Here is a 26,834-nt window from a genome sequence, read left to right as displayed (position 1 = left end):
CCGTGCTCACTTCAGGTCGATCCGGAACACCTTGTCCGAACCGGCGCCGCCGTCACCGTTGTTGTCGGCGTTGGTCGTCGTCAGCCACAGCGCCTTCTTGCCGGGCACGGCCTCGACGGTGCGCAGCCGGCCGTAGTCCTTGGTGTAGTACGCCTTGGGGGTGCCGGCGGTGGTGCCGTCGACGGGGATGCGCCAGAGCCGCTGGCCGCGCAGTGCCGCCATGTAGATCGCACCGTCCGCGTAGGCGACGGCGCTGGGGGAGGCGTCCTTGACCGGCCACTGGCGCTTCGGGTTGGTCATCCCGCTGTCCGAGCAGGTGCCCTCGCAGACCGGCCAGCCGTAGTTCTTGCCCGGCTCGATGAGGTTCAGCTCGTCGTACTTGGCGTTGCCGAACTCCGCCTCCCACAGGCGTCCCTGGGCATCCCAGGTCAGGCCCTGCGGATTGCGGTGGCCCAGGGAGTAGACGAGGCTGCCGAAGGGGTTGCCCGGCGCCGGTTTGCCGTCGGGCGTCATTCGCAGGATCTTGCCGTTGAGGGACTTCTTGTCCTGCGCCAGATCGGGCGTCTGGGCCTCGCCCGTGGTGGCGTAGAGCAGCCCGTCGGGGCCGAACTTGATGCGCCCACCGTTGTGGTACGTGTTCTTCTTGATGCCCTTGACCAGCACGGTGTAGTCGCTGAGCTTGCCGTCCTGGTAGGTGAGGCGGGCGATGCGATTGCCCTCCTTGGCGGTGTGCATCACGAAGACATGGTGGTCGCTCTTCCACTTCGGCGACACCGCAATGCTCAGCAGCCCGCCCTCGCCGCCGGTGGTCACCACCTCGGGGACCTTGCCGACCTGCTTCTTCTTGCCGTCCTGGGTGAGGGTGAAGACCTTGAAGGTGTCCCGCTCGGTGAGCAGCGCGGACCCGTCGGGGAGCCAGCTCAGCCCCCAGGGGATGGACCAGCCCTCCGAAACGGTCACGGGCTTGCCGGGCGTGGAATCGGCCACGGTGGCCGGGCTGTTGGCGCCCGCCGGGTGCGCCGGGTGCGCGGGGCCCGCCGTGGCCGGTCCGGCCGTACCGGCGGCGAGCAGCAGCCCGACGGCCACGGCGGACGCGCCGAGGCTGGGGAGCGAGAGGCGGTGGGTGTCGAAGGGGCTGCGCTTGCGCATGGGGGACCTCCGGGTCAGGAAGGTGCGGCAGGACAGAGCCGGGGGAGCGGTGGCGCGGGCGGTGCGTGGCGGGACACGGGTCCTCGTCCACGGCGATCGGGCGCGGAACACCCCCACCCCCGTCCGGGCACGGGGCCGGTGGTGGACCGCCAAAAGCTGATAGGAAAGTTTCCTGTTTGTTGACTGGCCGGGAACCTACTGCGGGCCCCGCACACCGTCAAGAGACCCGACAGGGGTGCGAGGGGCGTAGGCGCGCGGTCGCGGTGCCGGGTGGCTTCCCGCTGGGTGCGCCGCCCGTCGCCCTATGAGACGCCCGCGCCGGGCCTGCCGCCTGTGGCGAAGTTCAGCGAAAGACCGCTAACTACCTGCGGAAATGCCGGGCGGCAGAGCTGAGTTGAGCACCAGCAATCCGGCCCGGCATCACCGCGGAGTTCGACACCGAAGCGAGTTCGCCCCGCGCAAAATGCGCGCATCCAGCGCCGCTTCCGCGCACCCAGCGCCACCTCCGCGCGCCCGGCGCCCTCCGCATGGCCCCCGCAGCCCTCCCGCTTCCCCAACGCGACAACGCGCCCCGCCCCCGAATACCTCAACGCGCCCCGACCCGCGTCGTGTTGCCGCATCCCGCCAGCCCCACCCTTCGAAAAACCTCTCGCCCGTTCGACATCCGGAACTCACGCCCACAGATGTCGCCGCCGTGCCAGAGATCGCCCCGTCCCGGAAGCGCTTGCGAACAGGCGGCCCCACCAGGCGTGTTACCCGTAAGGCGAAGAGTGGCTCCGGCGCCCCGCGAGGAAAAGGACCGGACCAATGCTGTCCCGCCCCATTGACTCCGGCGCGCGTGGGCGGTGATTCTGCGGTGCGGTACGGAGCGTCACGGCGCGGCAGGTGCACCGGGTATGCCCGGTCGGCCGGGACGGTGCCGTGCCGCATGCCCTCTCGCGCCAACCTGCCCGCATTGCAAGGGAGTTGGCGACCGTCCAGAGCGTAGGCGCCGTAGCCGACGCGGGAGGCGCCCGGGGCATGTAACGGCCGTGTCCGAAACTCTCCGTTCCCATCACCTGTCATCAGCGAAGGGCGGAACCCCCATGACCAGCCTGCAGACCGTACACACCCCGCACACCACCGACGCCCCGTCCACCGAGGCCCCGGCGGCCGCGCCCCGTCCGCACGGCGTCGCCGCCCGGCCCGCGACCGCCTGGGTAACCCCCGGGTACACCGTGATCGACACCGCGCTCGAAGTCACCGCGTACCGCCTCGCCGACCGCTGACCCACCGACCGCACCCGCCGCCGACCTGCCCGAACACCGCGCACCGCCGACGGGCACGCCGGTGGCCGGGCCGGCGGCCGCCTACCCCGGCCCCGCGGCGCGTGCCCACCCGCAACGGCCGGGCACGCGCCCACCGGAACGCCACCCCCACACCTCTCACCCCCACCAACCCCGCGCACCGCCGCCCCGCGCACCCCGGCCTGCGGCGCCCACCTGGGCGTCCGCCGCGGGGGAATGCGCCGCGGCGGAAGGGATGGAGATCGCGCCATGAACGGCCTGCAGGGAGACCCGACCCCCGACCACTGTGTCCCTCCGGCGGCCCGGGCCTCCTTCGAGGAGCGCCTGCGCACCGTCGCACGCGAGCACTACCACGACCGGCATCCCTTCAACGTCCGGATGCACGAGGGAGAACTGACGCCGGACGAGCTGCGCCGCTGGATCCGTAACCGGTTCCACTACCAGCGCCACATCCCCGTCAAGGACGCCCTGATCACCGCGAAACTCGGCACGCCCGAGCTGCGCCGGATGTGGCTGCGGCGGATCCGCGACCACGACGGCGACCGAGAGGGCGAGGGCGGCATCGAGCGCTGGCTGCGGCTCGGTGAGGCCGCCGGGATCGACCGCGCCGTTCTGCTGGACGAGTCCGGGGTGCTGCCCGGCGTCCGTCTCGCCGTCGAGGGCTATGTGAACTTCTGCCGGCTGCGCTCCCCGCTGGAGGCGGTCGCCGCCTCCCTCACCGAACTCTCCGCCCCGGACATCATGCGCACCCGCATCGGCGCCTTCGAACGCCACTACCCGTGGATCGAGCGGGACGGCCTGACCTACTTCCACGACCGGCAGGGACAGGGCAGCCGCGACAGCAAGGAAGCCCTCGCCCTCGTCCTCGACGGCGCCCGGACCGAGGCGGACCAGGACCGCGCCGTCGCCGCCCTCACCTTCAAATGCGAGGTCCTCTGGTCGCTCCTCGACGCGGTCGAACGCGGCGGCCGCCCGCCCGCCGCCGACCCGGCCGGAGCCCCGGCATGACCACCTGGCGCCCGGGCCCCGCCCCCGGCGTCCTGCTCCGCGCCGACCGGGTCCGCGGCGTCGACCTGCTGCTCCTGCCCGAACGCGTCGTGGTGCTGGAGGGCTCGGCGGGCGAGGTGCTGCGGCTCTGCGACGGCACCCGCGACGTCCCCCAGATCGTGCGGGAGCTGACCGCCCGCCACCCCGGGGCGCCGATCGCCGACGAGGTCCCCGCCTTCCTCGACCGCGTACGGAAGGAGGGCTGGCTGCGATGACCGCCCACCTCACCCCCGACGACGGGCCCGCGCCCGGCACCGACGCGCCCCCGCCGCCCTGGGCGCTGCTCGCCGAGCTGACCCACGCCTGCCCGCTGCACTGCACCTACTGCTCCAACCCGCTCGAACTCACCGGCAGAAGCGCCGAGTTGACGCTCACGGAGTGGCAGGACACCTTCCGTCAGGCCGCCGACCTCGGCGTCGTCAGTGCCCATCTCTCCGGCGGTGAACCGCTGCTCCGCGCCGACCTCACCGAGATCGTCGCCGCCGCCGACGGGGCGGGCATCCACACCCAGCTGATCACCAGCGGCGTCGGGCTGACCCGCGAGCGGCTGGCCGCGCTCACCGGCGCGGGACTGCGCAGCGTCCAGCTCTCCGTCCAGCACGCCGACGCGGCGGACGGGGACCGGATCGCCGGGCGGCGCCGCGCCCACGCCGAGAAGGAGCGCGCCGCCGCCCTCGTCACCGACGCCGGACTGCCGCTCGGCCTCAACGTCGTGCTGCACCGCCACAACCTCGCCGCCCTCGACGCGCTGATCGACCTCGCCCCCGCCTGGGGCGCCGGACGCATCGAGCTGGCCAACACGCAGTTCTACGGCTGGGCGCTCCTCAACAAGGCCGAACTGCTGCCCACCCGGGCGCAGTTGGCCGAGGCGGAGGAGACCGTACGGCGCCGGCGGCGGGAGCTCGACGGCCGGGTCGAGGTGATCTGGGTCGTCCCCGACCACTTCGACGGCACCGCCAAACCCTGCATGGGCGGCTGGGGCGCCGTCTCCCTCACCGTCACCCCCGACGGCACCGTCCTGCCCTGCCCCGCGGCCGCCGCCCTCCCCGGGCTCGACCCGCCCGGCGTCCGTGACCGGCCGCTGCGCTGGATCTGGGAGCGCTCCCCGGCCTTCGCCCGCTACCGCGGCACCGACTGGATGCGCGAGCCCTGCCGCAGCTGCGCGCTGCGCGAGCGGGACTTCGGCGGCTGCCGCTGCCAGGCGTACGCCCTCACCGGGGACGCCGCCGCCACCGACCCGGCATGCCGCCACTCCCCGCACCACACCGTCATCCGTGACCTGGTGGACGCACCCGCGCCACCGTCCCGCGCGCTGGGCCGCCCCCGGCGACCCGGCCGACCGTCCCCGTCCCGCAGAGTGGAGAACTCCTGATGGATCGCGCCACCTCCCCCACCCGCCGCCGCGCCCTGGTCGGCGCCGTGGCCGCGACGCTCCTGGCCACCGCCGCCACGGCCGGTGCCGCCGGCCCCTCCGCCGCCTCCGCGCCGCCCGCGCACACCCCGAAGGCCGCCCCGCCGATGGCCGCCGCGCCCTACGAGTACCTCGGCTGGGGCGACCCGCAGCCGCCCGCCGACGTGATGAAGGCGACCGGTATCAAGTGGTTCACCCTCGCCTTCATCCTCTCCGACGGCGGCTGCAACCCCGCCTGGGACGGTGAACGGCCGCTGACCGGCGGCAGCGACGCCAAGGCGATCGACGCGATCCGCGCCGGCGGCGGCGATGTCGTCATCTCCGCCGGCGGCTGGAGCGGCAACAAGCTCGGCGAGAAGTGCACCAGCGCCGACGCCCTGGCCGGTGCCTACCAGAAGGTCATCGACGCGTACCACCTCAAGGCCCTCGACATCGACATCGAGGACACCGAGATGAGCAACGCCACCGTCCGCCAGCGCGTCGTCGACGCCCTGAAGAAGGTCAAGGACGCCAACCAGGGGCTCGTCACCTACGTCACCATGGGCGCCACGCCCGAGGGCCCGTCGGACGACGGCAAGGACCTCATCGCACGTGGCGCCAAGGCGGGGCTGGACAACGACGGCTGGGTGATCATGCCGTTCGACTTCGGCAGCCACAGCGGCACCATGGGTGAGGCCACCGTCAGTGCCCTCGACGGTCTCGCCGCCGACGTCAAGTCGGCCTACGGCTACAGCGAGGACGACGCCTACCGGAAGATCGGCGTCTCCTCCATGAACGGCCACACCGACGAGGAGGACGAGAACGTCACCCTCGACGACTTCCAGAAGATCCTCGACTACGCCCGCGCCCACCACCTGGCCCGCTTCGCCTACTGGGCCGTCAACCGCGACCGCTCCTGCGGCTCCGGCAGCGACGGCGACAGCTGCAGCGGCGTCGACCAGGAGCCGTACGCGTACACCAAGATCGTGGCGCAGTACGAGGGATGACCCGGCGCGGATGAACGGAGCGGTGGCCCCGGAGCGCCGGGGGCCACCGCGCGTCCGTGGTCCGGGCGCGTGTGACGCACCGTCAGGCGCGGTGGGTCACGCCGCCTCGACGACCTCCGCGCGCACCGCCTGCGTCCAGTTCTCCAGCAGCGTCGCGTACTCCGTCATGTCCTGCGCCGTCCACGTCCAGCTGGGCCGGGCGCAGACGAAACGGCGGATCGCGTCGTTGGCCTCGGAGGCAGGGGCGGGGGTGCCCGAAAGGGCGGAAGGAGCAGGGGACATGGCAGACATGCTAGGGGCAGTCACTGACATTTCCGCACCCCGTGCACGGCCCTTCCCGGTCCCCGGGGCCGCACCTGCCGCCACCGGCCGTGCCGCAACTCCCGGTTGACCAGCGCGAACAACGGAACGTTCCCCAAAGGTTCGCTGGCTGCATGTGTCCCTTCCCACACGCTCAGCGACCGCCGCGGGGCCGGCAGCCTCATCCGGCCGACTCCGCCGCGTGCGGCGCGAGCACCCCGGCACCGATCAGGGCGAAGAGCGCGAGGCCCAGCACGATGCGGTAGATCACGAACGGCAGGAAGCTCTTGGTGCTGATGAACTTCATGAACCAGGCGATCACCGCGTACCCCACGGCGAACGCGACGGCGGTGGCGAGCAGGGTCGGCCCCCACGCGACGTTGCCCTCGCCCGCGTCCTTCAACTCGTAGAGACCGGAGGCGAGGACGGCGGGGACGGCGAGCAGGAAGGAGTAGCGGGCGGCGGACTCGCGGGTGTAGCCCATCAGCAGACCGCCGCTGATCGTGGCGCCGGAGCGGGAGACGCCCGGGATCAGCGCCATCGCCTGGCAGACGCCGTAGAGCAGACCGTCGCGGACGCCCAGGTCGCCGAGGTCCTTGCGGCGGGCGGCGGCGCGGTGACGCCCGCCGTGCTCCGCACGCGCCGCCCGCCGGTCGGCGAAGCCCAGGACGAGGCCCAGCACGATCAGCGTGGTGGCGATCAGCCGCAGATCGCGGAACGGCCCCTCGATCGCGTCCTTGAGCGTCAGCCCCAGCACCCCGATCGGCACCGAGCCCACGATCACCAGCCAGCCCGTCCGCGCATCGTGATCGCTCCGCATCCGGCGGTCGAAGAGCGATCGCGCCCACGCCGAGACGATCCGCGCGATGTCGGCGCGGAAATACAGCAGCACGGCGGCTTCGGTGCCTATCTGGGTGATGGCGGTGAACGCCGCGCCCGGATCGTGCCAGCCCGCGAACGCGGCGGTCAGCCGCAGATGGGCGCTGGAGGAGACGGGCAGGAACTCGGTGAGCCCTTGGACGAGTCCGAGGACGAAGGAGGCGAACCAGCTCATGGGGCGGCAATCCCGGGATGAGGCCGCCCGCCTCCGCCCGCCCCCGCGCGCCGCCGGGCGTCGGGGAAGCGGCACGGCACGGCGGACGGCGAAGGCGATCATGTGGCGGCCCGGGCACCGTAACGACGGAAGGTGTACGGCGGGCCACGCCCGGACGGCCGCGGGGTGACCGCCGGTCAGCCGCCGCGCAGCGCCGCCCGCTTGCGCCAGGCGAGGCCCGCCGCCACCAGCCCGCTCACCGCGATGAACGCCATCGCGAGCAGGAACGCCGGGGAGGTGGGGGCGGTCGCCCGCGCCCCCGCGACCGCGTACGCCACGGTGTTGGGGACGCTGCCGACCGCGGTGGCCAGCAGAAACGGCGACCAGCGCATCCGGGAGACCGCGGCGCAGTAGTTGGTCCCCCAGAACGGCAGCCCCGGCAGCAGCCGGACCACCAGCATGGAACGGAAACCGTGCTCGCTCAGCTGCCGGTCGGCGGCGGTCAGCCACCGGGCCCGCAGCATCCGCCGCAGCGCATCCTGCCCCAGCCACCGGCCCAGCCCGAACGCGAAACCGGCGCCCAGCACCGTCCCGGCGAGCGCGGTGGCGCTCCCCGAACTGCTGCCGAACACCGCGCCCGCCGCGAGGTTGAGGACCGGCCGCGGCACGAACGCCGTGGTGCACACGCCGTACGCCACGGCGTAGACGATCAGCCCGCCGGGCCCCGTCATCCGCTCCGGCAGATCCCCGGTCAGCAGCCGCTGCGGCTGCCACCACAGCATCGCCCCCGCCGCGCAGGCCAGCACCACCGCGAGCAGCGCCAGCCGGCACCAGGGGGAGAGGAGCAGGCGCACGGCGCGCGCGGCGGGACCGTCGGAGGGCGCGGCGGGTTCGAACACGTCGGGAGCGTAACCGACGGGCACCCGCCCACCAGGGGCACATGAGGCGCGCCGCTCAGGGGCGGCGCCGCGGGCGCACGCGGCCACCACCGCCGCGCCCCGTCTCCGCTCCGCCCCCGCCCGCCCGGCACAATGGGGGCGTGGACGCACCCTCCGAGCCGATACCGGTCATCCGTGCCGTGGACGGCGGCACCGCCCGACTCCTGCCCGACGTCGACCGGCCCCGGGCCCGGCTGCTGACCGTCGACGGCGCCCCGCAGTCCTACGTGGACCTCGACGCCCCCGACCACCTGGAGTTCGAGTACGTCCGCCGCCTCGCCCACGTCCTCGACGAGGCCGCGCCGCCCGGGGAACCGCTCGACGTGCTCCACCTCGGCGGCGGCGCGATGACCCTGCCCCGCTATGCCGCGGCCACCCGCCCCGGCTCCCGCCAGCACGTCGTCGAGGCCGACCGGGGGCTGCTCGCCCTCGTCGCCGACGAACTGCCGCTGCCCGCGGGGAGCGGCGTCACCGTCCACGCGGGCGACGCCCGGCAGGCGCTGGAGGAGGCGCCCGCGGGCTCCGCCGACCTCGTCATCGGCGACGTCTTCGGCGGCTCGCGGGTCCCCGCGCATCTGACCACCCTCACCTACGCCCGCGCCGTGGCCCGCGTCCTGCGCCCCGGCGGGATCTACGCGGCGAACCTCGCCGACGGCGCCCCCTTCACCTTCCTGCGCGGCCAGCTCGCGGGCGCCGCCGCGGTCTGGCCCGAGGTGGCGCTGATCGCCGAACCGTCCGTGCTCCGCGGCCGCCGCTTCGGCAACACCGTCCTCGTCGCCTCCGATGCCCCGCTGCCGCTCGCCGCGCTGACCCGCCGCGCGGCCGGCGACGCCTTCCCCGCCCGGGTGACGCACGGCGCCGCGCTGCGCCGGCTGACCGGCGACGCCGTCCCGGTCCAGGACGCCGACGCGGTCGCCTCGCCCGAGCCGCCGCAGGGCGCGTTCCGCCTCGGCTGACCGGCCGGCACGCCGCCTCAGCCGACCGCGGGGCCCTCGGCCACCGGCGGCACCACGTCCGGCGCGGCGGCGACCGCCGCCGCGTCCGGTGTGCGCCGGGTCAGCCGCCGTACGTCCGGGACGCACAGCACCGCCGCGGTGAGCAGCACGACCAGACCGGCGCAGCCCCAAAGGGCGGCCGGGAGGCCGACGGCTTCCTGGACGGGACCGGCGAGCGCGGTGGCGAGCGGGATCCCGGCGACCGAGCCCAGCCAGTCGTACGAGGAGACCCGGGAGAACTTCTCCTCCGGGACCTCCTGGTGCAGCGCCGTCATCCACGTCACGATGAACACCTCGACGGCGACGCCGGTCAGGCACATCACGACGGTCAGCCACCCGGCGGACACCGGCACCGCCAGCGCCGCCGACGGCAGGGCCAGCGGGAAGACACACAGCGAACCGGTCAGCAGCAGCCGCCGGGGCCGGTAGCGGGTCATCAGCAGCGCCCCGGCCAGGGTGCCCGCGCCGAACGCGCCGAGCGCCACGCCCCAGGGCCCCGGACCGCCCAGATGCGCATCGGCGACCAGCGGCCCGTAGACCGCCTCCGCCGCCGCGATCACCGCGTTGACCACGGCGAACTGCAGCACCACCGACCACAGCCAGGGCCGGGAGATCACCTCGCGCCAGCCCTCGCGCAGCGACCGCAGCATGCCGCCGTCGTTCGTGCGCGGCGGCACCCCGCGTACGTCGAGGAAGGCGCGCAGTGCCCCGGCGCAGGCGAAGGCCACCGCGTCGGCGGCGAGCACCCAGCCCGGTCCGACGGCGGCGATCAGTGCGCCGCCGAGCGCGGCGCCGCCGATGTTGGCGCCGTTCATGCCCATCCGGTACACCGCGAACGCCCGCGAGGTGTGCTCCCCGGAGACGCTGGCGAGCACCATGCCCTCCGAGGCGGGCCCGAAGAACGCCTGCCCGGCGCCGCCCAGCGCGGCGAGCGCCGCCATCTGCCACAGCTGCGGCTCGCCGGCCAGCACCAGCAGTGCGAAGCCGCCCTGGGAGACGCAGCTGAGGGCGTTGGCCGCGACCATCACCCGGTGCCGCGGCAGCCGGTCGGCGAGCGCCCCGCCGACCAGGAGCAGCGCGACGAGCGGGACGGTCCGGGCGGCGGCGACCAGCCCGACGTCGGTGGCCGAGCCGCCCGCCCCCAGCACGGCGAACGCGGCGGCGATCAGCGCACCGGAGTGGCCGAGCCCGGAGATGACCGTGGCGGCCGTGAGGATCGTGAAGTTCCGCCCCGCCCAGACCGGCCGTGCCCTCACCGCCGCACCGCCGACGCCGGGGCCGGGCGTACGGGGCGGGGGAGCGGGGCGGCGGTGTGCCGCGGGCCGGGTCTCCCGGGCGGCGGTGCGGTCGTCGTCATGGACGTCAACGATAGGCGCCGCGGCGATGCCGCAGGTCGGGGCCTTCCCCGGCAAGCTACTCGTAGGTAACATGACGCGCATGTCTTCCGAGTCCCTGCCGTCGATCGGCGCGATGATGGCGGCCTCCGTGCCGATGGTCCGCACCCTCAACCTCGAATTCACCGAGACCACGGCCGAACGCGCCGTCGTCCGCCTGCCCGACCAGCCCGCCTTCCACAACCACGTCGCCGGACCGCACGCCGGGGCGATGTTCACCCTCGCCGAGTCCGCCAGCGGCGCCATCGTGATGAGCGCCTTCGGCTCCGAGCTGCACCGCGCCGTACCGCTCGCCGTCGGCGCCGAGATCGGCTACAAGAAGCTCGCCATGGGCCCCGTCACCGCCACCGCGGAGCTGGGCCGCCCCGTCGCCGAGGTGATCGCCGACCTCGACGCCGGGCAGCGCCCCGAATTCCCCGTGAACGTCACGCTCACCCGCGAGGACGGCGCGGTGACCGGCGAGATGTCCATCGTCTGGACCCTCCGCCCGAACAGCTGACCCTCGCCCCACCTCCGCCTCCCGACGTCCCCCGGCGCGTGCGCGGCCCCGCCCGCGTGCCGGGGTGTCGAGTACGCTTCCCAGGCGCGCCCGTCCGGGCGCGCCGGGGGAATCGGATGCACCGGCTTCGGTGACACCCGGCAGCGGCCCACGGGGGCCCGACACCATGCGGAGGAAGCGGCTTTGCACATCCAGGAGTGGCTGGCGACGGTACCGGCCATCAGCGTGTACCTCCTGGTCGGAGTGGTCATCGGGGTGGAGAGCCTGGGCATTCCGCTGCCGGGGGAGATCGTCCTCGTCAGCGCGGCGATCCTGGCCGCCACCCAGGACCACATCGACCCCTTCGTACTGGGCGCCTGCGCGTCGGCCGGTGCGATCATCGGCGACTCGATCGGCTACCTCATCGGCCGCAAGGGCGGGCAGCCGCTGCTGGACTGGGCGGGCCGCAAGTTCCCCAAGCACTTCGGGCCCGACCAGGTCGCGATGGCCGAGGAGAAGTTCCACAAGTGGGGCATGTGGGCGGTCTTCATCGGCCGCTTCATCGCCCTGCTGCGGATCTTCGCCGGTCCGCTGGCGGGCGTGCTGAAGATGCCGTACTGGAAGTTCCTGATCGCCAACGTCCTCGGCGGCATCGTCTGGGCCGGTGGCACCACCGCCCTCATCTACAGCGTCGGTGTGGTCGCCGAGGCATGGCTCCAGCGCTTCTCCTGGCTGGGCCTGGTCGCCGCGCTGCTCTTCGGCGTCGGCTCGTTCCTCGTCATGAAGCAGCGCGCGAAGAAGGCCGCCGCCGCACGCGAGGCGGCGCAGGAGAAGCCGGTCGGGGCCTCGACCGACTGACCCGTCTTCCCTTCTCTCCCGGCCCGGTGGCTTCTGCCGCCGGGCCGGTGGCGTTCAGCGGGTGAACCAGATCTCCGGCCCGCCCTCCCGCCACTCGCAGATCCCCGCGTCGTCCCAGATCAGATCGGCCGCCGGAAACCCGGCGCGGCGCAGGAACGCGGCGACGTCGCCCGGCCGCCGGGCCCGCCCGATGTCCTGCCCGTGGAGCGTGACGCGGCGCCCGCCCGAGCAGGGCGGGTGCACGATGACGGGTGCGCGCTGCATGGCCCCAGCCTGACCGCCACCCCTCTTGATCGCATGCCGGCGGTGCGGGGCGCGTGACCGTACGTAAGGGCGACCCGCTCGCCCTCCGGGGCGATCGGACATCTGTCGGCGGCGGAGGTGAGCTGTCGGCGGTGTGTCGGCGCAGGCTGCGATCTTGTGTGGACCGGTGCTCCCCGCGAGCACACCGCCCCGAGCAGAGGAGCCTGCCACCGTGTCCACCGCATCCCGGAGCCAAGTGTGGAACGTAGACCGGCTCCCGCCGGCCGAGGGCAGGACCTTCCTGGTCACCGGGGGGAACGCCGGGATCGGCTACTTCGTCGCGGAACAGCTCGCCACCACCGGCGCCGTCGTCGTCCTCGGCAGCCGGGATGCCGCGAAGGCCGACGCCGCCACCGCCTCGATCCGCTCGCGGGTCCCCGGCGCGCAGCTGCGCCACCTTCCGCTGGACCTCGCCGACCTGCCGTCCCTGAAGACCGCCGTGGACCGGCTGGAGCTGGACCGCCTCGACGCGGTGGTCCACAACGCGGGGGTCGCGCTCGACGACCCGTCACGCCGGGAGACCGCGGACGGCCATGAGCTGATGTTCGCCACCAACCACCTCGGCCACTTCGCGCTCACCCGGTGGCTGGCCCCCCTGCTGTCCGCGGCACCGGCCGGCCGCATCGTGACGGTGGGCAGCTTCGCGGCCCGGTCCGAGCGGCTGGACCTCGACGATCCGCAGTCGGTGCGGGACTACCGGCCCAAGCGCACCTACGGCCGGTCGAAGCTGGCGCAGATGTGCTTCGGCTTCGCCCTCGACCGGCGGCTGCGCGCGGCCGGCAGCCCGGTCCTCAGCGTCGTGGCCCACCCCGGCGGCGCGCTGGACGGGCTCACCCCGTCCCGCCCGCCGATCCGGGTGACCACCCGCGGCGAACGGCTGCGCGCCCTGCCCGCCGGACTCCTGGTGCAGGGCAAGGAGGCCGGGGCCTGGCCCGTCGTCCGTGCCGTCCTCGACCCGGAGGTGGCGGGCGGGGACCTCTGGGGACCGAAGGTCTTCGGACTGCGGGGCGCCCCACGGCGCGAGCCCGTCCCCGCGCACATGACCGACCCGGTCACCGCCGCCCGCCTCTGGACGATCAGCAGCGAACTGGCCGACGCCGACCCGGACCTCGGCTTCCGGTAGGCGCGCAGCGGCACCCGGAGCAGCCGTCCGGCGGGTCGGGGGGACGAGGGCCGCCGCGGCTGCGCCGGTCCTCCGGTGGGCGAGGCCGCCTGACGCCCCGTCCGCCACGTCGCCTACTGTGCACCCGGCGCGATTCGAACGGACGAAGGAGAACGGCAATGGCGCAGGGCGCACTCATCGCGGGCGTGGGCAACACCGCACCGGTCGTCGACCCGGCGGCGTTCACCGCCCCGACCTCGGTCGTGCTGGGGGAGGTGACCCTCGCCGCCCGGGCGAGCATCTGGTACCAGACGGTGCTGCGCGCCGACTGCGGCCCGATCACCGTCGGCGCCGGCAGCAACATCCAGGACAACTGCACCGTCCACGTCGACCCCGGCTTCCCGGTGACCGTCGGCGCCGGGGTCTCGGTCGGCCACAACGCCGTACTGCACGGCTGCACCGTCGAGGACGACGTCCTGATCGGCATGGGCGCCACCGTCCTCAACGGTGCGCACATCGGCGCCGGTTCGCTGATCGCCGCACAGGCGCTGGTGCCGCAGGGCATGGTCGTCCCGCCCGGCTCGCTGGTCGCCGGGGTCCCCGCCAAGGTCAAGCGGGAGCTGACCGGCGAGGAGCGCGAGGGCATCAAGCTGAACGCCGCCGTCTACCGGGACCTCGCCGAGACCCACGCCGCCGCGTTCACCGGCCGAGCCGCGTCCCCGGCCCGCACCGCCGGTCTGGGGTGAAGATCACAGGGGCGGGGCGACCGGGCGCCCGGCGCGCTGAGTACCGTGTGCGAGTGGTGTCGAACAAGAACGTGTTCTCCTCCCTCGCCGCCTGGCGGCGCCGGGCCGCTTCGCGCGCCGTGCACCGCGGGACGCGGTGGATGAGCCGGGCGGGCGCGGTCACCGCCGAGCGCCCCGGACCGTACCGCTTCCGCGCCATCGGCCCCGGCACCCGCCTCGCCTTCCCGCAGGGCACGGTCTTCGGCGACCCCTGGATCGCCCTGGGCGACCACTGCATCATCGCCCAGGACGTCACCCTGACCGCCGGGATGATGCCCGACCTCGACCTGGGTCCCGACCCGATCCTCACCCTCGGCAACGGCGTCGTCCTCGGGCGCGGCAGCCATGTCATCGCCGACGTCCCGCTCACCATCGGCGACGACTGCTTCTTCGGCCCGGGCGTCTACCTCACCACCACCAACCACAGTTACGACGACCCCGAGGTGCCCGTCGGCAAGCAGTGGCCGCGCAGCGCGCCGGTCAGCATCGGCCCGGGCAGCTGGATCGGCACCGGCGCGGTCATCCTGCCCGGCGCCCGGCTCGGCCGGAACGCGGTCGTCGCGGCGGGCGCGGTGGTCCGCGGCGAGGTCCCCGACCACGCCGTCGTCGCCGGGGCCCCCGCCCGCGTCGTCCGCCGCTGGGAGGCGGCCTCCGGCTGGCAGCCACCGCTGCGCACCCCGGCCCCCGTCCCCGTCCCGGAGGGCGTCACCCCCGAACAACTCGTGGCCCTCTCCGCCCTGGAGACGCCGCCCGAGCCCGAAGGCACCACGCCGGCCGGCGGGTGAACGGCGCCCGCGAGGTGTTGACGGGCCCGCCGTGTATCGACCGGGGCTCGCCGCGGCCGACCGGACCGCGCTCGCGCCGGTACGGACTCCCGGCGGCCGGGCCCCGACCTGCGGGAAACCCGCCGCTCCGGCTCCCGCCGATCGGCCCCCGACGCCCGCCCACACCATGAGACGCGGAGCCGAACCCCCGCGTCCGGCTGTTAACTTGGCGCCATGCCCGTGCCCATGGATGCCTTCTCCGATGTCCGGCCCGCCGTCGACCGCCTGGACCTGCTCGCCGCACCCGTCGCCGCCGCCCTGCGCGCCTGGAGCGGTTCGGTGCCCGTGGAGGAGATCCGCTACGTCGACACCGACCCCGACATCGCCGACACCGCCGTCCTCGTCGCCCACCACGGCGAGTGGCTGCTGGAGCAGTCGGCGAACTGCGTCGTCGTCGCCGGGAAGCGCGGCGGGGAGACCACCCTCGCCGCCTGCCTCGTCCTCTCCCACACCCGCGTCGACGTCAACGGCGCCGTCCGCCGCCAACTCGGCGCCCGCAAGGCGTCGTTCGCCCCCATGGACACCGCCGTCGACGACAGCGGGATGGAGTACGGCGGCATCACCCCCATCGGGCTGCCCGCCCACTGGCCGCTGCTCGTCGACGCCGCCGTCGCCGACACGCCCTACGCACTGATCGGCAGCGGCAGCCGCCGCGGCAAGCTCATCGTCCCCGGCAAGGCACTGGCCGAACTCCCGCACGCCACCGTCCTCGACGGCCTGGCGACCGCCTGACCTGCCCGACCCGGCTCAGCCGCCCGCCCGCCACGACCGCAGATCCACCGAGAGCGCGGTCGAGTGCGGCGCGAACCCCATGCTGCGGTAGAGGGGTTCGGCGGCGTCCGTGGCGTGCAGATCGACGCGGCTGACCCCCAGCTCCGCGAACCGGTCGAGTGCCGCCTCCGTCACCGCCCGGGCGTACCCGCGACTGCGGTGGCGCGCGTCCGTGCAGACGCTGAAGAGGAAGCCGAACCGGCCGGTGGGATGCCCGGGCGCCGGAAGCCGTTCCTCGACCGTGCCGACCGCGCACGCCGCCAGATGCGGCGCCCCCGACCCCGGCGGCCCGTCGATCACATACGCCACGAACGAGTCCGGGGAGTCCGTCAGCCGGCGCCGGGCCACCACCTCCGAGGCGCGCTCCCAGGGCCCGGGCTCGTCCTTGCCGGTCATCGCGGCGAACATCGCACGACGCAGCCGAACCAACTCGGCGGCGTCCCCGGGAACGGCGGAACGTGGCGTGATCATGCCCGGACGCTACCGCCACCCGGCCACGCCGTCACCACCGTCCCCCCACGCCGCCGCTCAGCCCAGGCGCGGTATCTCGATCGCCGGACAACGGTCCATCACCATCGCCACCCCCTGGCCGCGCACCCGCTCCCACGCCGCCTCGTCCACGACGCCGAGCTGGAACCACACGCCCTTCGCGCCGATGGCCACCGCCTCGTCCGCCACCGCGCCCGCCCGGTCGGCGGCCACGAACACGTCCACCACGTCGACCGGGAACGGGATCGCCGACAGGGACGGATAGCCCTGCTCGCCGTGGACCGTCTCGGCCCGCGGATGCACCGGCACGATCCGCTTGCCGAACCGCTGCAGCGCCGCGGCGACGCCGTACGCCGCCCGTGACGTGTTGTTCGACAGGCCGACCACCGCCCAGGTGTCGCCCATCTCCGTCAGCATGCTGCGGATCACCGCTGGATCGCCGTACACGTGCGCCTCCCCGTTTCCCTGTCGTCGTGCCGTGGCCCGGAACCGTCTCCAGGTGCGAGGCGGGCGGCCGGGCCCGTACCGACAACGGCCGGGGGCCGCCCGGGATTCCCGTCCGTGCGGAACCCGGACGGCGAACGCCCCGCCCGAAGGGGAAGACGGGCGGGGCGGGTTCGTGGGGCGGGCCGTCAGGCGGCGCCGCCGCGGGCCCCGCTGCTCGCCATGCCCGCCCGGACGGCGGCGGTCCGCGCCGGCTTCGGCAGGCCGCCGCGCTCACCCGCCTCACCGTCCCGCACCGGCTCCGCGCCGCCCGCACCCGTACCGGGCCGGCCGATCGCCGCCTCCACCGCGATCCGGCCCGGCGCGCGCTCCGCGATCGCCGCCCGCACCGTGTCCGGCTCCACCAGCATGCTCACCGCGCCCGTCGGGTTGACGTACAGCGCATGCCCGGCAGGGAGGCGCTCCAGCAGTTCCGCCACCGGGCGCCGGTCGACCAGCAGCCGTCCGACCGGTTCCAGATGGTCCTCCGAGGTGTAGACGGGCACCACCGGCGTGCCCTCCGGCGATGCCGCGGGCAGCGGTGCGCCCGCAGCGGTCACCAGGTACGACACCTCGGCGTCCGCCAGCGTCCGGGCCACCTCGGGAACCGGTCCGTACCCCGTCGCCGCCAGCTGTACGGCCTGGTCGACCGGGTCCGTCGGTTCGGCCCAGTCCAGCATCTGCGGGGACGGCCGGTACTCCGGGTTGTCCCGCCAGTCCTCGATCTCGCCGGTCGGCCCCGACCGCCACTGCCCGATCACCGACCAGAGCGGTGGCGGGCCCTCGCCCGTCCACGTCAGGTCGACCATGGCCAGCCAGTGGTCCGGCGCCTCGCGGGCCGCCTCGACCACCTCCGGCGGCGGTTCGGGCATCGCCTCGCCCGTCACGGGCACGCCCGCCGCCAGCGTCGTGTGTGTGTTGTCGTCCATGAAGCCCTCCGCCGACCCGTACGGTTCTGGGTGTGCGAGCGGGCCCCGCGCACGAGGCCGTCGCCCCGGCCACAGTGCCCACGGGCGGCCCCCGCGTCCGTCCGACGCACCGCAACACCCGCCCGGATACGCCGCCTGGACGTGCCGTGGGCCCCCGTACGGCGGACACCGCCCCGTACCCCCGTGCCACGGCCGGTGACCGGGCCCGCCGCGCCGCCGCATAGGCTGGTGCGATGCAGGAGCAGTACCGGACCCTCGCCCACGCCGGGGTGCACGAGATCGAGATCAACAAGTCCCGCTTCCTCTGCGCCCTCGCGCCCGTCGCGACCGAGGCCGAGGCACAGGACTTCATCGCGGCCGTCCGCAAGGAGCACCCCACCGCCCGCCACCACTGCTACGCCTACGTCCTCGGCGCCGACGGCGGCGTCCAGAAGGCCAGCGACGACGGCGAACCGGGCGGCACCGCCGGCGTCCCGATGCTCCAGATGCTGCTGCGCCGCGAGATGCGGTACGTCGTCGCCGTCGTCACCCGCTACTTCGGCGGCATCAAGCTCGGCGCCGGCGGACTGATCCGCGCCTACGGCGGCGCCGTGGGCGAGGCCCTGGACACCCTCGGCACGGTCGTCCGCCGCCGCTACCGCCTGGCGACCGTCACCGTCGACCACCAGCGGGCCGGAAAACTGGAGAACGACCTGCGGGCCACCGGACGCACCGTGCGCGAGGTCACCTACGGCGCCGAGGTCCGGATCGAGGTCGGTCTGCCCGAGGCGGACGTCGAGGCGTTCGGCGCCTGGCTGGCGGACAGCACCGCCGGGAGTGCCGTCCTGGAGCTGGGCGGCGAGGCGTACGGCGAGGCGTGAGCGACCCGGGCGGCCGGGCGCACCCCGGACGCCTGGGAGGATGTCCGGGTGACTGCGGACCGGCGTGGCCGCTTCGAGGCGGCCGGTGAGGGAGTGACGATGCGGACGGGAGCGGCGTGGTGAGGCTGCTGCACACCTCCGACTGGCACCTGGGGCGCTCCTTCCACCGCGTGAGCCTGCTCACCGCGCAGCGCGCCTACCTCGACCATCTCGTCGAGACCGTCACCGCCCGGGAGGTCGACGCGGTCCTCGTCGCCGGTGACGTCTACGACCGGGCGGTGCCGCCGCTCGCCGCCGTCGAGCTGTTCGACGAGGCCCTGCACCGCCTCGCCGCGCTCGGCGTCCCCACGATCATGATCTCCGGCAACCACGACTCCGCCCGCCGCCTCGGCGTCGGCGCCGGGCTGATGGAGCGCGGTGGCGTCCACCTGCGCACCGACCCGGAGCGCTGCGGCGAACCGGTCCTGATCGACGACGCCGACGGCCCGGTCGCCTTCTACGGACTGCCCTACCTCGAACCGGCCCTCGTCCGCGACCGCCTCGGCGCCGGGCGCGCGGCCCACACCGAGGTGCTGGGCGCCGCGATGGACCGGGTCCGCGCCGACCTCGCCGCCCGGCCCGCCGGCACCCGCTCCGTCGTCCTGGCGCACGCCTTCGTCACCGGCGGCGAGGTGAGCGACAGCGAGCGGGACCTGACCGTCGGCGGCGTCGCCTCGGTGCCCGCTGCGGTCTTCGACGGCGTCGACTACGTCGCGCTGGGCCATCTGCACGGCTGCCAGACGCTGACCGAGCGGATCCGGTACTCCGGCTCCCCGCTCGCGTACTCCTTCTCCGAGGCGACGCACCGCAAATCGTCCTGGCTGATCGACCTCGGCGCGGACGGCACGCTCACGGCGGAGCGCGTCGACGCCCCCGTCCCGCGCCCGCTGGCCCGGCTGCGCGGCCGCCTGGAGACGCTGCTGGCGGACCCGGCGCTGGAGCGGCACGCGGAGCACTGGGTGGAGGTGACGCTCACCGACCCGGTGCGTCCGGCCGAGCCGATGGCGCGGCTGACGGAGCGCTTCCCGCACACCCTCGCCCTCGCCTTCGACCCGGACGAGGGCCCGGCCGCCACCTTCGCCTCGTACGCCCAGCGGGTGCGTGGTCGCGGGGACCAGGAGGTCGCCGAGGACTTCGTGGAGCATGTGCGCGAGGGCCGGGCGGCGGACGACGGGGAGCGGGCGGTGCTGCGCGCCGCGTTCGAGGAGGTCCGGTTGGACGAGGCGGCGGAAGAGGTGGCGCCATGAGGCTGCACCGGTTGTCGGTCACGGCGTTCGGGCCGTTCGGCGGCGCCCAGACCGTCGACTTCGACCGGCTCTCGCGCGACGGTCTGTTCCTGCTGCACGGCCCCACCGGCGCGGGCAAGACCTCCGTCCTGGACGCGGTGTGCTTCGCGCTGTACGGCTCGGTGCCCGGCGTCCGGCAGGCGGGACAGGCGCTGCGCAGCGATCTCGCCGACCCGTGGACGCCGACAGAGGTGGTCCTCGAACTGACCGTCGCCGGGCGCCGGCTGGAGATCACCCGGCTGCCCGAGCAGACCCGCCCGAAGAAGCGCGGTACGGGCACGACGCGGGAGAAGGCGCAGAGCCGGCTGCGGGAGTACGTGCCCGGGCCCGGCGACGGCGGCCGGTGGAAGGGGCTGAGCCGGTCGCACCAGGAGATCGGCGAGGAGATCGCCGGGCTGCTCGGCCTGAACAAGGAACAGTTCTGCCAGGTCGTGCTGTTGCCGCAGGGCGACTTCGCGCGCTTTCTGCGGGCCGACGCGGAATCCCGGGCGCGGCTGCTGGGCCGCCTCTTCGACACCCGCCGCTTCGCCGCCGTCGAGGAGCGGCTGGCGGCCCGCCGGAAGGCCGCCGCCGAGCAGGTCCGCGGCGGCGACGAACGGCTGCTGGCGCTGGCCCACCGCGCGGCGGAGGCGGCCGGTGACTGCCCGGACCTCGCGGCGCTGCCCGCGCTGCCGGCCGGATCCGCGGCGGGCACCGTCCCGGCCGCACGGAAGCCGGGCGCCGTGACCCGCCGGGCGGCCCCGGAGGCGGCTGCGGACGCCCCGGGCGTGGGCGAGCCCGGTTTCGCCGCGTCCGTCCTCGTACGGCTGGCGGTGGCGCGGGCCGCGGCGCGGGAGCGGCTGACCGTGGCCGCCTGCGCGGAGCGCGCGGCCGAGGAGGCCGAGCGGGCGGCCGCCCGGGTGTGGGAGGAGGCGCAGGAACGCGACCGGGTACGGCGCCGCCTCGCCGACGCCCGGGCGCGCGCCGACCGGCTGACGGAGACGGCCGCGGCGGACGCCCGGGACCGGGAGCGGCTGGCGGCCGCGGGCCGGGCCGCCGAGGTGGCACCGGCGCTGGCGTGGTGCGCGACGGCCCGGCGGGAGGCGGAGGCCGCGGGCGCCGCGGAGCGCGCCCGCCGCGCCGAGCTGCCCGCCTCCCTCGCGAACGAGGAGCCGGACCGGCTCGCCGCCCGGGAGCACGAGGAGCGCGCACAGCTCGGCACCCTGGCCGCGGCCCGCCGCGCCGAGGAGCGTGTCGCCGCGCTGACCGCCGAACGCGAGGCGTCGGAGCGGGAGGGCGCCGCCGACGAGGACGCGGTGGCGGAGTGCGCGGAGTGGCTCGACGGCTGGGAGGCGCGGCGCGGCGCCCTCCAGGAGCGGGCGGAGCGCGCCCAGGAGGCCGTGGGCCGCGCGGAGGCGCTGGAGGCGGCGGTGGCCACGGCACGCGAGCACGCGGCGGCGGCCCGGCGCCGGGACGAGCTGACGGACCGCCTGGAGCGGCTGCGCGGCGCCTCCCTGACCGCACGGGAGCGGTCCGCCGAGGCCCACGAGCAGTGGCTGGAGCTGAAGGACCGCCGGCTGCGGGGCGTCGCCGCCGAACTGGCCGCCGCGCTCCGCGACGGCGCCCCGTGCGCGGTCTGCGGCGCGACGGAACACCCCGAGCCCGCGCGGCCGGGGGCGGGACACGTCGGCCGCGCCGAGGAGGAGGCCGCGCTCACCGCGTACCGCGAGCGCGAGGAGGCGTACCGCACCGCGGAGGGCCGGGTGCGCGAGGTCCACGGCGAGCTGTCCGCCGCCGTCGCCGCGGCCGGCGACACCCCGGCCGCCGAACGTGCCGCCCGCGCCGAGGAGTTGGCCGCCGAGTACGCCGAGGTGCGCGCGGTGGCGGCCGGGGTGCGGCCCGCGCGGGAGGCGCTGGCGGCCGCGGAGCGCGAGGCGGAGCGGCGCCGCGCGGAGCGGCAGGATGCCGAGCGTCGGATCGCGGCCCGCCTCTCCCGCCGCGAGGCGCTGGAGGCCGAACGGGCCGCGCTCCGCGACGAGGTGACGCGGGCCCGCGGGGAGTGCGCGAGCGTCGCGGAGCGGGCCCGGCGCGGTGAGCGGCGGGCCGCGATGCTGGCCGCCGTGGTGGAGGCGGCGGGCGCCGCCCGCACCGCGGACCGGCGGCTGCGGGAGGCCGAGGCGGCGCGCGCCGACGCCGTCGCCGCGGCCGGGTTCGCGGAGGTCGCCGAGGCGGTGGCCGCGCAGCTGCCCGAGGCGGCGCGGCGGGAGCTGGCCGAACGGGTCGCCCACCGGGAGGCGGAAGCCGCCGCCGCGGCCCGGGAACTGGTCGACGCCGAGGCGGCGGCCGCCACCGCGGCGACGGGAGCGGAGGCGGACCCGGTCGCCGCGCGCCAGGCCGTGGAGGACGCCGGACGGCGGCTGCGCGCGGCGGCCGTGGCCCGTACGGGAGCCCAGGAACGCTGCGCCGCACTGGACCGCCTCTCGCACCGGGCGGCCACCGAGGCCCGCCAACTCGCCCCGCGGTACGCGGAGTTCGATGTCGTCGGCGGTGTCGCCTCGCTCGTCGCCGGCACCTCCGGCGAGAACGTGCGCCGGATGCGGCTGGAGTCGTACGTCCTGGCCGCCCGGCTGGAGCAGGTCGCGGTGGTGGCGGGGGAGCGGCTGCAGCGGATGTCCGGTGGCCGCTACACCCTGGTGCACACGGACGCGCGCAGCGCCGGGGCGCGCCGCTCCGGGCTGGGGCTGCGGGTGATCGACGCCTGGACGGGGCGCGAGCGGGACACCAACAGCCTGTCGGGCGGGGAGACGTTCTACGCCTCGCTCGCCCTCGCGCTGGGCCTCGCCGACGTGGTCACGGACGAGGCGGGCGGCACCCGGCTGGACACCCTCTTCATCGACGAGGGCTTCGGCAGCCTCGACGAACAGAGCCTGGACGAGGTGCTCGACGTCCTGGACGGGCTGCGGGAACGCGACCGCAGCGTCGGCATCGTCAGCCATGTCGCGGACCTGAAGGGCCGCATCCCGGCCCAGCTGGAGGTCGTGAAGGACCGGTCGGGGTCGGCGGTACGCCACCGGGGCGTGGGCGGGTAGGGCGCGGCGGCTACCGCGGTCGGGCGAGATCGCACCGGTACCAGGTGCCCGGCCTGCCGCCGACGTCGGCCGGGTCCGCCGGGCCGACCGGCAGGAAACCGGTCTTGACCAGCACCTTCCGGGACGCGGCGTTCCCGTGGGAGACGGCTGCCCGGAGGGTGTGCAACCCGTACCGCTCCGCCGCCAGACCGCACAGCTGCCGGACGGTCGCGGTCGCCACGCCGTGGCCGGCGACGTGCTGGGCGACCCGGTAGCCGAGGTCCGCGGCGCCTTCCGCGAGGTCGACGAGGTTGAACCGGCCGAGCACCGAGCCGTCCTCGGCGACGAGCACATGGAAGGCGCAGTCGCCCGCCGCCTGTTCGGCCAGCAGGGCCCGGAACCCTTCGGCGAACTGGTCGAAGTAGGCGTCGCCGCGATCGAAGACCGCGGCGGCGAAGTAGGCGCGGTTCGCCCGCTCGAAGGCGAGCACCGCGGGGGCGTGGTCGAGGCGCAGCGGCTCCAGCTGGGACATCGCGCCACCGTACCCGGCGGACGATCGCACGTGACCCGTGCCAACTTCCCGCGTCGATAGGCGTGTTCGCCCGTCCCGTCCCGGGGAGATTCCCCGGTGATCACGGAGACCCGCCGTGCCCGCGGCGGTATCCGGCGTCCCGGGGCGCACGCAATCGGCAGCGGCCCTGCATGTTCCGCGAGCTGGGGAGGCTTTCGATGAGGGTGAAGTTGCTCGGTACCGCCGCGGGCGGCGGGTTCCCGCAGTGGAACTGCGGGTGTGCGCTCTGCGCCCGGTGCCGCCGCGGGGAGCTGCCGCCCCGCTTCCAGGACTCCGTCGCCGTCAGCGGCAACGGCCGTGAATGGTGGCTGCTGAACGCCTCGCCGGACATCCGGGTCCAGTTGGAGGCGGCGTCCGTACTGGCCGCGGGCCCGGGCCCGCGTGACACCCCGGTGCGCGGCGTCCTGCTGACCGATGCGGAGGTCGACCACAGCCTCGGGCTGGCGGTGCTGCGCGGCGGGGCGGATCTGACGGTGTACGCCGCACACCCCGTCCACCAGGCGCTCTCCACCGCGCTCCCGCTGCGGGGCCTGCTGGACCGCTACGCACCCTGGCGGTGGCAGGAGACCGGATCCGCCTCCGCCCCCTTCATCCTGTCCGGCGGGCTCACCGCCACCCTGCACCCGGTCGGCACGAAGGCACCGAAGTACGTCGCGGAGCCCGCCGCCGGAGCGCCCTGGGTGAGCGCGATCCGGATCGAGGACCCGGCGACCGGCGGGGCACTGCTCCACGCGCCCTGCCTGGCCACCTGGCCCGACGGCTTCGACGACCTCCTCGCGTCGGTGAGCTGCGCCGTCGTCGACGGGACGTTCTTCAGCGCACAGGAGTTGGGCCGGGCGGTCCGCTCACCCGACGCGGGGCAGTCCCTGATGGGCCATCTGCCGGTGAGCGGCCCCGGCGGCACCCTCGCCCGCCTCACCCGCCACCCGGACCTGCGCCGCCTCTACACCCACTTCAACAACACCAATCCGCTGCTGGACCCGTCGTCCGACGCCGCCGCCGAGGTACGGGACGCAGGGGTGGAGGTGCCGGAGGACGGGGCGGAGCTGACGGTGTGACGGGACGGGTCGGCACGGCGCCGTGTGCGCGTCGGCTGAGCGGGGCCACGCCCGCCGCGCCCGGAGCCCCGAGGGGCCACGGGCTCCGGCCCGGGGCGTGACGGACACGGGCGGCCCAGCCGTCCCCGGCCGCCCGCGTCCCATGACGACCGGTGACTACGCCGAGAACGGCGGCCGCTCACCCGCCCACGGCGCCGCCGTCTCCAGCTGGGCCGCCAACCGGAGCAGCACGTCCTCCCGCCCGTGGGCCGCGACGAGTTGGACGCCGATCGGCAGGCCCTCGGCGTTGCGGTACAGGGGCAGGGAGACGGCGGGCTGGCCGGTGAGGTTGAACGGCAGGGTGAAGGCGATGCCCTGGGAGACGCCCGCCACCAGCTCCATCGGCTCCTGTGCGGTCGGCGCGAGAACGCCCAGCGGCAGCGGCGGTGTGGCGAGCGTCGGGGTGAGCAGCACGTCGACGTCGTTCTCCCAGAGCGCGGCCACCTCGCGCCCCCACCGCTGCCACATCTGGACCCCGGACAGCCACTGCGCGGCCGTCACCGAGCGGCCCGCCTCCGCGAGCGCCGCGTTCATCGGCTCCAGATCGCCGGGTTCGAGCGGTGCGCCGGTCCGCTGCGACCAGTACGCCACCTCCCAGGCGAGGATGGCGGCGAAGAGACCCGGCAGCGCCTCGAAGAGACCGGGGGAGTCCAGGGCGGGCGCCGCTTCCGGAGCGACCCGGTGGCCGAGCCCGTCGAGCAGCCGGGCGGCCTGCTCGACCGCCGCCACACAGTCCGCATGGGCCGGGGCGCTCGCACCCGGCGGGACGGTACGGAACCCGATGCGCAGCGTGCCGGGGTCGGCGCCCACCTCCTCGCGGTAGGGCCGGGCCGGAGCGGGGGCGGTGTACGGGTCGCCGGTCGCCGCCCCGGCGGTGGCGTCCAGCACCGCCGCGGTGTCGCGGACCGACCGGGTCAGGACGTGCTCATGCGTCACCGGCCCCCAGTACTCGCCGAACTCCGGCCCCAGCGACGTCCGGGCCCGGGTGGGCTTGAGGCCGACGAGACCGCAGGCGCTCGCCGGTATCCGGATCGAACCGGCCATGTCGTTGCCGTGCGCCACCGGCACCAGGCCCGCCGCGACCGCCGCCGCCGAGCCGCCGCTCGAACCACCGGGGGAGCGGGTCAGGTCCCACGGATTACGGGTCGGGCCGTAGGCCAGCGGTTCGGTGGTCACGCTGGTGGCCAGCTCCGGGACGTTGGTCCGGCCGCAGATGACGAACCCGGCGGCCCGGAACCGCCTGGTCAGCTCCGCGTCCTCCGGGGCGCGCCAGTCACGGTCGCGCAGTGCGCGCATACCGCTGTGGGCCGGGTCGCCCGCGGAGTGGCACAGCATGTCCTTCAGGAGCAGGGGGACCCCGCGGAACGGGCCGTCCGGCAACGCCGCCGAGCCCGCCGCGGCGCGCGCCTTCTCGAACAGCGGCGTGATCACCGCGTTGAGCTTGCCGTTGAGCCGTTCGATCCGGGCGATGGCCACCTCGACCAGCTCCGTCGGCGACACCGCGCCCCGGCGGACCAGATCGGCCTGCGCCGTCGCGTCCAGCCAGGCGAGCTCGTCGTCCGGGGTCTGCGCGCCGCTCGGTATCCGTCCGTCAACGGGTGCCGCCTGATGCTCCGTCATCTCTGCCTCTTCTCCTCGCGGTTGTGCCGCAGTCCACCGTAGGGATGCGGAGGGGTGTCCGTTGCGCCGGGCGCGCACGCAGGTGCGCCCGTGGTGTTCTTCCGCGCCGGCGGATTTCCCGCGCCGCGGAAGAGGGCTTTTCGGGGCCTGGGGAAAGTGGGTGCATTCCGGTGTGCGCGGTGAACTGTGTGCCGAATGGTGCGGGCGACGGAAATTCCCGGCGGGGAAGATAAAAATACTCTCGGAGTGCCCCGGGGAGCCGTCCGCCGGATTGTGGCGGGCCATTACCGGAGCCAGGGTAATTCTTTATCCGCGGCGCGTGGCGTGTCGGTCGATTCGCGCCAATCGGAGGTGCCGTCGAAGTCTTGAATGTGTGTCATGTTGCCCGGCGGATTGCCTTGTTTACCCCCATTCGTGCGGGAGGGAGTCGCCTGATAAGTAGCATTTACATGCTTTATGTGTGGGTGTGGTGAAGGCTTGGGTTCCGGTCGTGCCGTCGCGCGGAGAGGCGGGGGTATCCGCAGGTGGCGGACGCGCCACACGGAAATGCCTCGGACGTGGAGCCGGGTCTTCCACGGCGCGGCGGCGGTCCTCTCCCTGCGGCGCGGCCGATTGTTTTTGTGGCCTGCACCCGGCTGGTTCGAGAGAGAGGGCAGTTCTACGTTCTTCAACGATCCCTTCGGTGGGAACGGGAAATGGGGGAGCTGTGCGGAAGAAAAGCGCGGTACCCGGCAGGCGCCCGAGGCGGCCTGC

The 26,834-nt window shown here is 74.9% G+C and carries 26 protein-coding genes and 1 pseudogene; 16 read left to right on the top strand and 11 right to left on the bottom strand.

Annotated elements, in window-relative coordinates:
* Positions 1-6 precede the first annotated feature (6 nt).
* Positions 7-1,149, bottom strand: coding sequence for a PQQ-dependent sugar dehydrogenase (locus ACZ4U4_RS28270; protein WP_467879927.1), 1,143 nt, complete (start codon positions 1,147-1,149; stop codon positions 7-9).
* 1,190 nt (positions 1,150-2,339) lie between these two features.
* On the opposite strand from ACZ4U4_RS28270, the pseudogene pqqA reads away from it, so the two are divergent.
* The 5 genes and pseudogenes from pqqA to ACZ4U4_RS28245 all read left to right on the top strand — a co-directional run.
* Positions 2,340-2,417: pseudogene (pqqA, locus tag ACZ4U4_RS28265) on the top strand (pyrroloquinoline quinone precursor peptide PqqA); the annotation flags it as partial.
* A gap of 267 nt (positions 2,418-2,684) precedes the next feature.
* Entirely contained in the window at positions 2,685-3,443 is a 759-nt protein-coding gene (gene pqqC, locus ACZ4U4_RS28260; RefSeq protein ID WP_467879924.1) for a pyrroloquinoline-quinone synthase PqqC, read from the top strand.
* A complete protein-coding gene (pqqD, locus tag ACZ4U4_RS28255) occupies positions 3,440-3,697 on the top strand; it encodes a pyrroloquinoline quinone biosynthesis peptide chaperone PqqD (protein ID WP_467879921.1) in 258 nt (85 codons plus the stop codon). The genes pqqC and pqqD overlap by 4 nt, the downstream gene beginning before the upstream one ends.
* Entirely contained in the window at positions 3,694-4,854 is a 1,161-nt protein-coding gene (gene pqqE / locus ACZ4U4_RS28250) for a pyrroloquinoline quinone biosynthesis protein PqqE (RefSeq protein ID WP_467879918.1), read from the top strand. The genes pqqD and pqqE overlap by 4 nt, the downstream gene beginning before the upstream one ends.
* Entirely contained in the window at positions 4,854-5,879 is a 1,026-nt protein-coding gene (locus tag ACZ4U4_RS28245) for a chitinase (RefSeq protein WP_467879915.1), read from the top strand. Before pqqE ends, ACZ4U4_RS28245 begins: the two co-directional genes overlap by 1 nt.
* 96 nt (positions 5,880-5,975) lie before the next feature.
* Here the strand turns inward: ACZ4U4_RS28245 and ACZ4U4_RS28240 are convergent, their stop codons facing one another.
* The 3 genes from ACZ4U4_RS28240 to ACZ4U4_RS28230 all read right to left on the bottom strand — a co-directional run bounded on the left by ACZ4U4_RS28240 (position 5,976) and on the right by ACZ4U4_RS28230 (position 8,111).
* On the bottom strand, positions 5,976-6,161 hold the full coding sequence (locus ACZ4U4_RS28240) for a hypothetical protein (protein ID WP_467879913.1): 186 nt from the start codon (positions 6,159-6,161) through the stop codon (positions 5,976-5,978).
* A gap of 199 nt (positions 6,162-6,360) precedes the next feature.
* The gene (locus ACZ4U4_RS28235; RefSeq protein WP_467879910.1) at positions 6,361-7,233 is read right to left on the bottom strand and encodes an undecaprenyl-diphosphate phosphatase; all 873 of its coding nucleotides are present in this window, start codon (positions 7,231-7,233) and stop codon (positions 6,361-6,363) included.
* A 176-nt stretch (positions 7,234-7,409) separates the two neighbouring features.
* Positions 7,410-8,111: a TVP38/TMEM64 family protein gene (locus ACZ4U4_RS28230; RefSeq protein ID WP_467879907.1), complete on the bottom strand. Its 702-nt coding sequence runs from the start codon at positions 8,109-8,111 to the stop codon at positions 7,410-7,412.
* A 140-nt stretch (positions 8,112-8,251) separates the two neighbouring features.
* On the opposite strand from ACZ4U4_RS28230, the gene ACZ4U4_RS28225 reads away from it, so the two are divergent.
* Positions 8,252-9,106 (top strand): spermidine synthase, encoded by an 855-nt coding sequence (locus ACZ4U4_RS28225; RefSeq protein WP_467879904.1) that lies wholly within the window; start codon positions 8,252-8,254, stop codon positions 9,104-9,106.
* 17 nt (positions 9,107-9,123) lie between these two features.
* Here the strand turns inward: ACZ4U4_RS28225 and ACZ4U4_RS28220 are convergent, their stop codons facing one another.
* Entirely contained in the window at positions 9,124-10,401 is a 1,278-nt protein-coding gene (locus tag ACZ4U4_RS28220; RefSeq protein WP_467880049.1) for an MFS transporter, read from the bottom strand.
* A 181-nt stretch (positions 10,402-10,582) separates the two neighbouring features.
* Between ACZ4U4_RS28220 and ACZ4U4_RS28215 the strand changes: the two genes are divergently transcribed.
* Positions 10,583-11,038, top strand: a complete 456-nt coding sequence (locus ACZ4U4_RS28215) for a DUF4442 domain-containing protein (protein WP_467879901.1) — start codon at positions 10,583-10,585, stop codon at positions 11,036-11,038.
* Between the two features lie 183 nt (positions 11,039-11,221).
* A complete protein-coding gene (locus ACZ4U4_RS28210) occupies positions 11,222-11,875 on the top strand; it encodes a DedA family protein (protein ID WP_467879898.1) in 654 nt (217 codons plus the stop codon).
* A 54-nt stretch (positions 11,876-11,929) separates the two neighbouring features.
* On the opposite strand, the gene ACZ4U4_RS28205 is transcribed toward ACZ4U4_RS28210, so the two are convergent.
* Entirely contained in the window at positions 11,930-12,139 is a 210-nt protein-coding gene (locus ACZ4U4_RS28205; protein WP_467879896.1) for a hypothetical protein, read from the bottom strand.
* A 211-nt stretch (positions 12,140-12,350) separates the two neighbouring features.
* Here ACZ4U4_RS28205 and ACZ4U4_RS28200 point away from each other — a divergent pair, with 211 nt between their 5' ends.
* The 4 genes from ACZ4U4_RS28200 (at position 12,351) to ACZ4U4_RS28185 (ending at position 15,621) form a co-directional block, all read left to right on the top strand.
* On the top strand, positions 12,351-13,301 hold the full coding sequence (locus tag ACZ4U4_RS28200) for an SDR family NAD(P)-dependent oxidoreductase (RefSeq protein ID WP_467879894.1): 951 nt from the start codon (positions 12,351-12,353) through the stop codon (positions 13,299-13,301).
* A 158-nt stretch (positions 13,302-13,459) separates the two neighbouring features.
* Positions 13,460-14,026: a gamma carbonic anhydrase family protein gene (locus ACZ4U4_RS28195; RefSeq protein WP_467879891.1), complete on the top strand. Its 567-nt coding sequence runs from the start codon at positions 13,460-13,462 to the stop codon at positions 14,024-14,026.
* Positions 14,027-14,079: 53 nt separating this feature from the next.
* Positions 14,080-14,850 (top strand): acyltransferase, encoded by a 771-nt coding sequence (locus tag ACZ4U4_RS28190; protein ID WP_467879889.1) that lies wholly within the window; start codon positions 14,080-14,082, stop codon positions 14,848-14,850.
* Positions 14,851-15,063: 213 nt separating this feature from the next.
* The gene (locus tag ACZ4U4_RS28185) at positions 15,064-15,621 is read left to right on the top strand and encodes a YbaK/EbsC family protein (RefSeq protein ID WP_467879887.1); all 558 of its coding nucleotides are present in this window, start codon (positions 15,064-15,066) and stop codon (positions 15,619-15,621) included.
* Positions 15,622-15,636: 15 nt separating this feature from the next.
* Here the strand turns inward: ACZ4U4_RS28185 and ACZ4U4_RS28180 are convergent, their stop codons facing one another.
* The 3 genes from ACZ4U4_RS28180 to ACZ4U4_RS28170 form a co-directional block, all read right to left on the bottom strand.
* A complete protein-coding gene (locus ACZ4U4_RS28180) occupies positions 15,637-16,131 on the bottom strand; it encodes a GNAT family N-acetyltransferase (protein ID WP_467879884.1) in 495 nt (164 codons plus the stop codon).
* A gap of 57 nt (positions 16,132-16,188) precedes the next feature.
* Positions 16,189-16,596, bottom strand: a complete 408-nt coding sequence (locus ACZ4U4_RS28175; protein WP_467879881.1) for a CoA-binding protein — start codon at positions 16,594-16,596, stop codon at positions 16,189-16,191.
* A 185-nt stretch (positions 16,597-16,781) separates the two neighbouring features.
* Entirely contained in the window at positions 16,782-17,561 is a 780-nt protein-coding gene (locus tag ACZ4U4_RS28170) for a type VII secretion system-associated protein (protein ID WP_467879878.1), read from the bottom strand.
* Between the two features lie 233 nt (positions 17,562-17,794).
* On the opposite strand from ACZ4U4_RS28170, the gene ACZ4U4_RS28165 reads away from it, so the two are divergent.
* The 3 genes from ACZ4U4_RS28165 to ACZ4U4_RS28155 all read left to right on the top strand — a co-directional run bounded on the left by ACZ4U4_RS28165 (position 17,795) and on the right by ACZ4U4_RS28155 (position 22,814).
* Positions 17,795-18,421 (top strand): YigZ family protein, encoded by a 627-nt coding sequence (locus ACZ4U4_RS28165; protein ID WP_467879876.1) that lies wholly within the window; start codon positions 17,795-17,797, stop codon positions 18,419-18,421.
* A gap of 119 nt (positions 18,422-18,540) precedes the next feature.
* Positions 18,541-19,707 (top strand): exonuclease SbcCD subunit D, encoded by a 1,167-nt coding sequence (locus ACZ4U4_RS28160; RefSeq protein WP_467879874.1) that lies wholly within the window; start codon positions 18,541-18,543, stop codon positions 19,705-19,707.
* The gene (locus ACZ4U4_RS28155; RefSeq protein WP_467879872.1) at positions 19,704-22,814 is read left to right on the top strand and encodes an AAA family ATPase; all 3,111 of its coding nucleotides are present in this window, start codon (positions 19,704-19,706) and stop codon (positions 22,812-22,814) included. The genes ACZ4U4_RS28160 and ACZ4U4_RS28155 overlap by 4 nt, the downstream gene beginning before the upstream one ends.
* A gap of 10 nt (positions 22,815-22,824) precedes the next feature.
* On the opposite strand, the gene ACZ4U4_RS28150 is transcribed toward ACZ4U4_RS28155, so the two are convergent.
* Positions 22,825-23,325, bottom strand: coding sequence for a GNAT family N-acetyltransferase (locus tag ACZ4U4_RS28150; RefSeq protein WP_467879869.1), 501 nt, complete (start codon positions 23,323-23,325; stop codon positions 22,825-22,827).
* 197 nt (positions 23,326-23,522) lie between these two features.
* Between ACZ4U4_RS28150 and pqqB the strand changes: the two genes are divergently transcribed.
* Positions 23,523-24,422, top strand: coding sequence for a pyrroloquinoline quinone biosynthesis protein PqqB (pqqB, locus tag ACZ4U4_RS28145; RefSeq protein ID WP_467879866.1), 900 nt, complete (start codon positions 23,523-23,525; stop codon positions 24,420-24,422).
* 156 nt (positions 24,423-24,578) lie between these two features.
* Here the strand turns inward: pqqB and ACZ4U4_RS28140 are convergent, their stop codons facing one another.
* Positions 24,579-26,081 carry an amidase gene (locus ACZ4U4_RS28140; protein ID WP_467879863.1) on the bottom strand — a complete coding sequence of 501 codons (1,503 nt, stop codon included), beginning with the start codon at positions 26,079-26,081 and terminating at the stop codon, positions 24,579-24,581.
* Positions 26,082-26,834 lie beyond the last annotated feature (753 nt).

Source organism: Streptomyces sp. NPDC029159 (assembly GCF_055564055.1).
The sequence above is the reverse complement of the archived record's forward strand: the minus strand, read 5'-3'. Positions and strand labels throughout refer to the sequence as shown.

Excerpts from the sequence above, each read along its gene's own strand:
- ACZ4U4_RS28270 (WP_467879927.1), bottom strand. The coding sequence starts at position 1,149 with ATGCGCAAGCGCAGCCCCTTCGACACCCACCGCCTCTCGCTCCCCAGC.
- pqqC (WP_467879924.1), top strand. The coding sequence starts at position 2,685 with ATGAACGGCCTGCAGGGAGACCCGACCCCCGACCACTGTGTCCCTCCG.
- pqqD (WP_467879921.1), top strand. The coding sequence starts at position 3,440 with ATGACCACCTGGCGCCCGGGCCCCGCCCCCGGCGTCCTGCTCCGCGCC.
- pqqE (WP_467879918.1), top strand. The coding sequence starts at position 3,694 with ATGACCGCCCACCTCACCCCCGACGACGGGCCCGCGCCCGGCACCGAC.
- ACZ4U4_RS28245 (WP_467879915.1), top strand. The coding sequence starts at position 4,854 with ATGGATCGCGCCACCTCCCCCACCCGCCGCCGCGCCCTGGTCGGCGCC.
- ACZ4U4_RS28240 (WP_467879913.1), bottom strand. The coding sequence starts at position 6,161 with ATGTCCCCTGCTCCTTCCGCCCTTTCGGGCACCCCCGCCCCTGCCTCC.
- ACZ4U4_RS28235 (WP_467879910.1), bottom strand. The coding sequence starts at position 7,233 with ATGAGCTGGTTCGCCTCCTTCGTCCTCGGACTCGTCCAAGGGCTCACC.
- ACZ4U4_RS28215 (WP_467879901.1), top strand. The coding sequence starts at position 10,583 with ATGTCTTCCGAGTCCCTGCCGTCGATCGGCGCGATGATGGCGGCCTCC.
- ACZ4U4_RS28205 (WP_467879896.1), bottom strand. The coding sequence starts at position 12,139 with ATGCAGCGCGCACCCGTCATCGTGCACCCGCCCTGCTCGGGCGGGCGC.
- ACZ4U4_RS28195 (WP_467879891.1), top strand. The coding sequence starts at position 13,460 with ATGGCGCAGGGCGCACTCATCGCGGGCGTGGGCAACACCGCACCGGTC.
- ACZ4U4_RS28185 (WP_467879887.1), top strand. The coding sequence starts at position 15,064 with ATGCCCGTGCCCATGGATGCCTTCTCCGATGTCCGGCCCGCCGTCGAC.
- ACZ4U4_RS28180 (WP_467879884.1), bottom strand. The coding sequence starts at position 16,131 with ATGATCACGCCACGTTCCGCCGTTCCCGGGGACGCCGCCGAGTTGGTT.
- ACZ4U4_RS28170 (WP_467879878.1), bottom strand. The coding sequence starts at position 17,561 with ATGGACGACAACACACACACGACGCTGGCGGCGGGCGTGCCCGTGACG.
- ACZ4U4_RS28165 (WP_467879876.1), top strand. The coding sequence starts at position 17,795 with ATGCAGGAGCAGTACCGGACCCTCGCCCACGCCGGGGTGCACGAGATC.
- ACZ4U4_RS28155 (WP_467879872.1), top strand. The coding sequence starts at position 19,704 with ATGAGGCTGCACCGGTTGTCGGTCACGGCGTTCGGGCCGTTCGGCGGC.
- ACZ4U4_RS28150 (WP_467879869.1), bottom strand. The coding sequence starts at position 23,325 with ATGTCCCAGCTGGAGCCGCTGCGCCTCGACCACGCCCCCGCGGTGCTC.
- pqqB (WP_467879866.1), top strand. The coding sequence starts at position 23,523 with ATGAGGGTGAAGTTGCTCGGTACCGCCGCGGGCGGCGGGTTCCCGCAG.
- ACZ4U4_RS28140 (WP_467879863.1), bottom strand. The coding sequence starts at position 26,081 with ATGACGGAGCATCAGGCGGCACCCGTTGACGGACGGATACCGAGCGGC.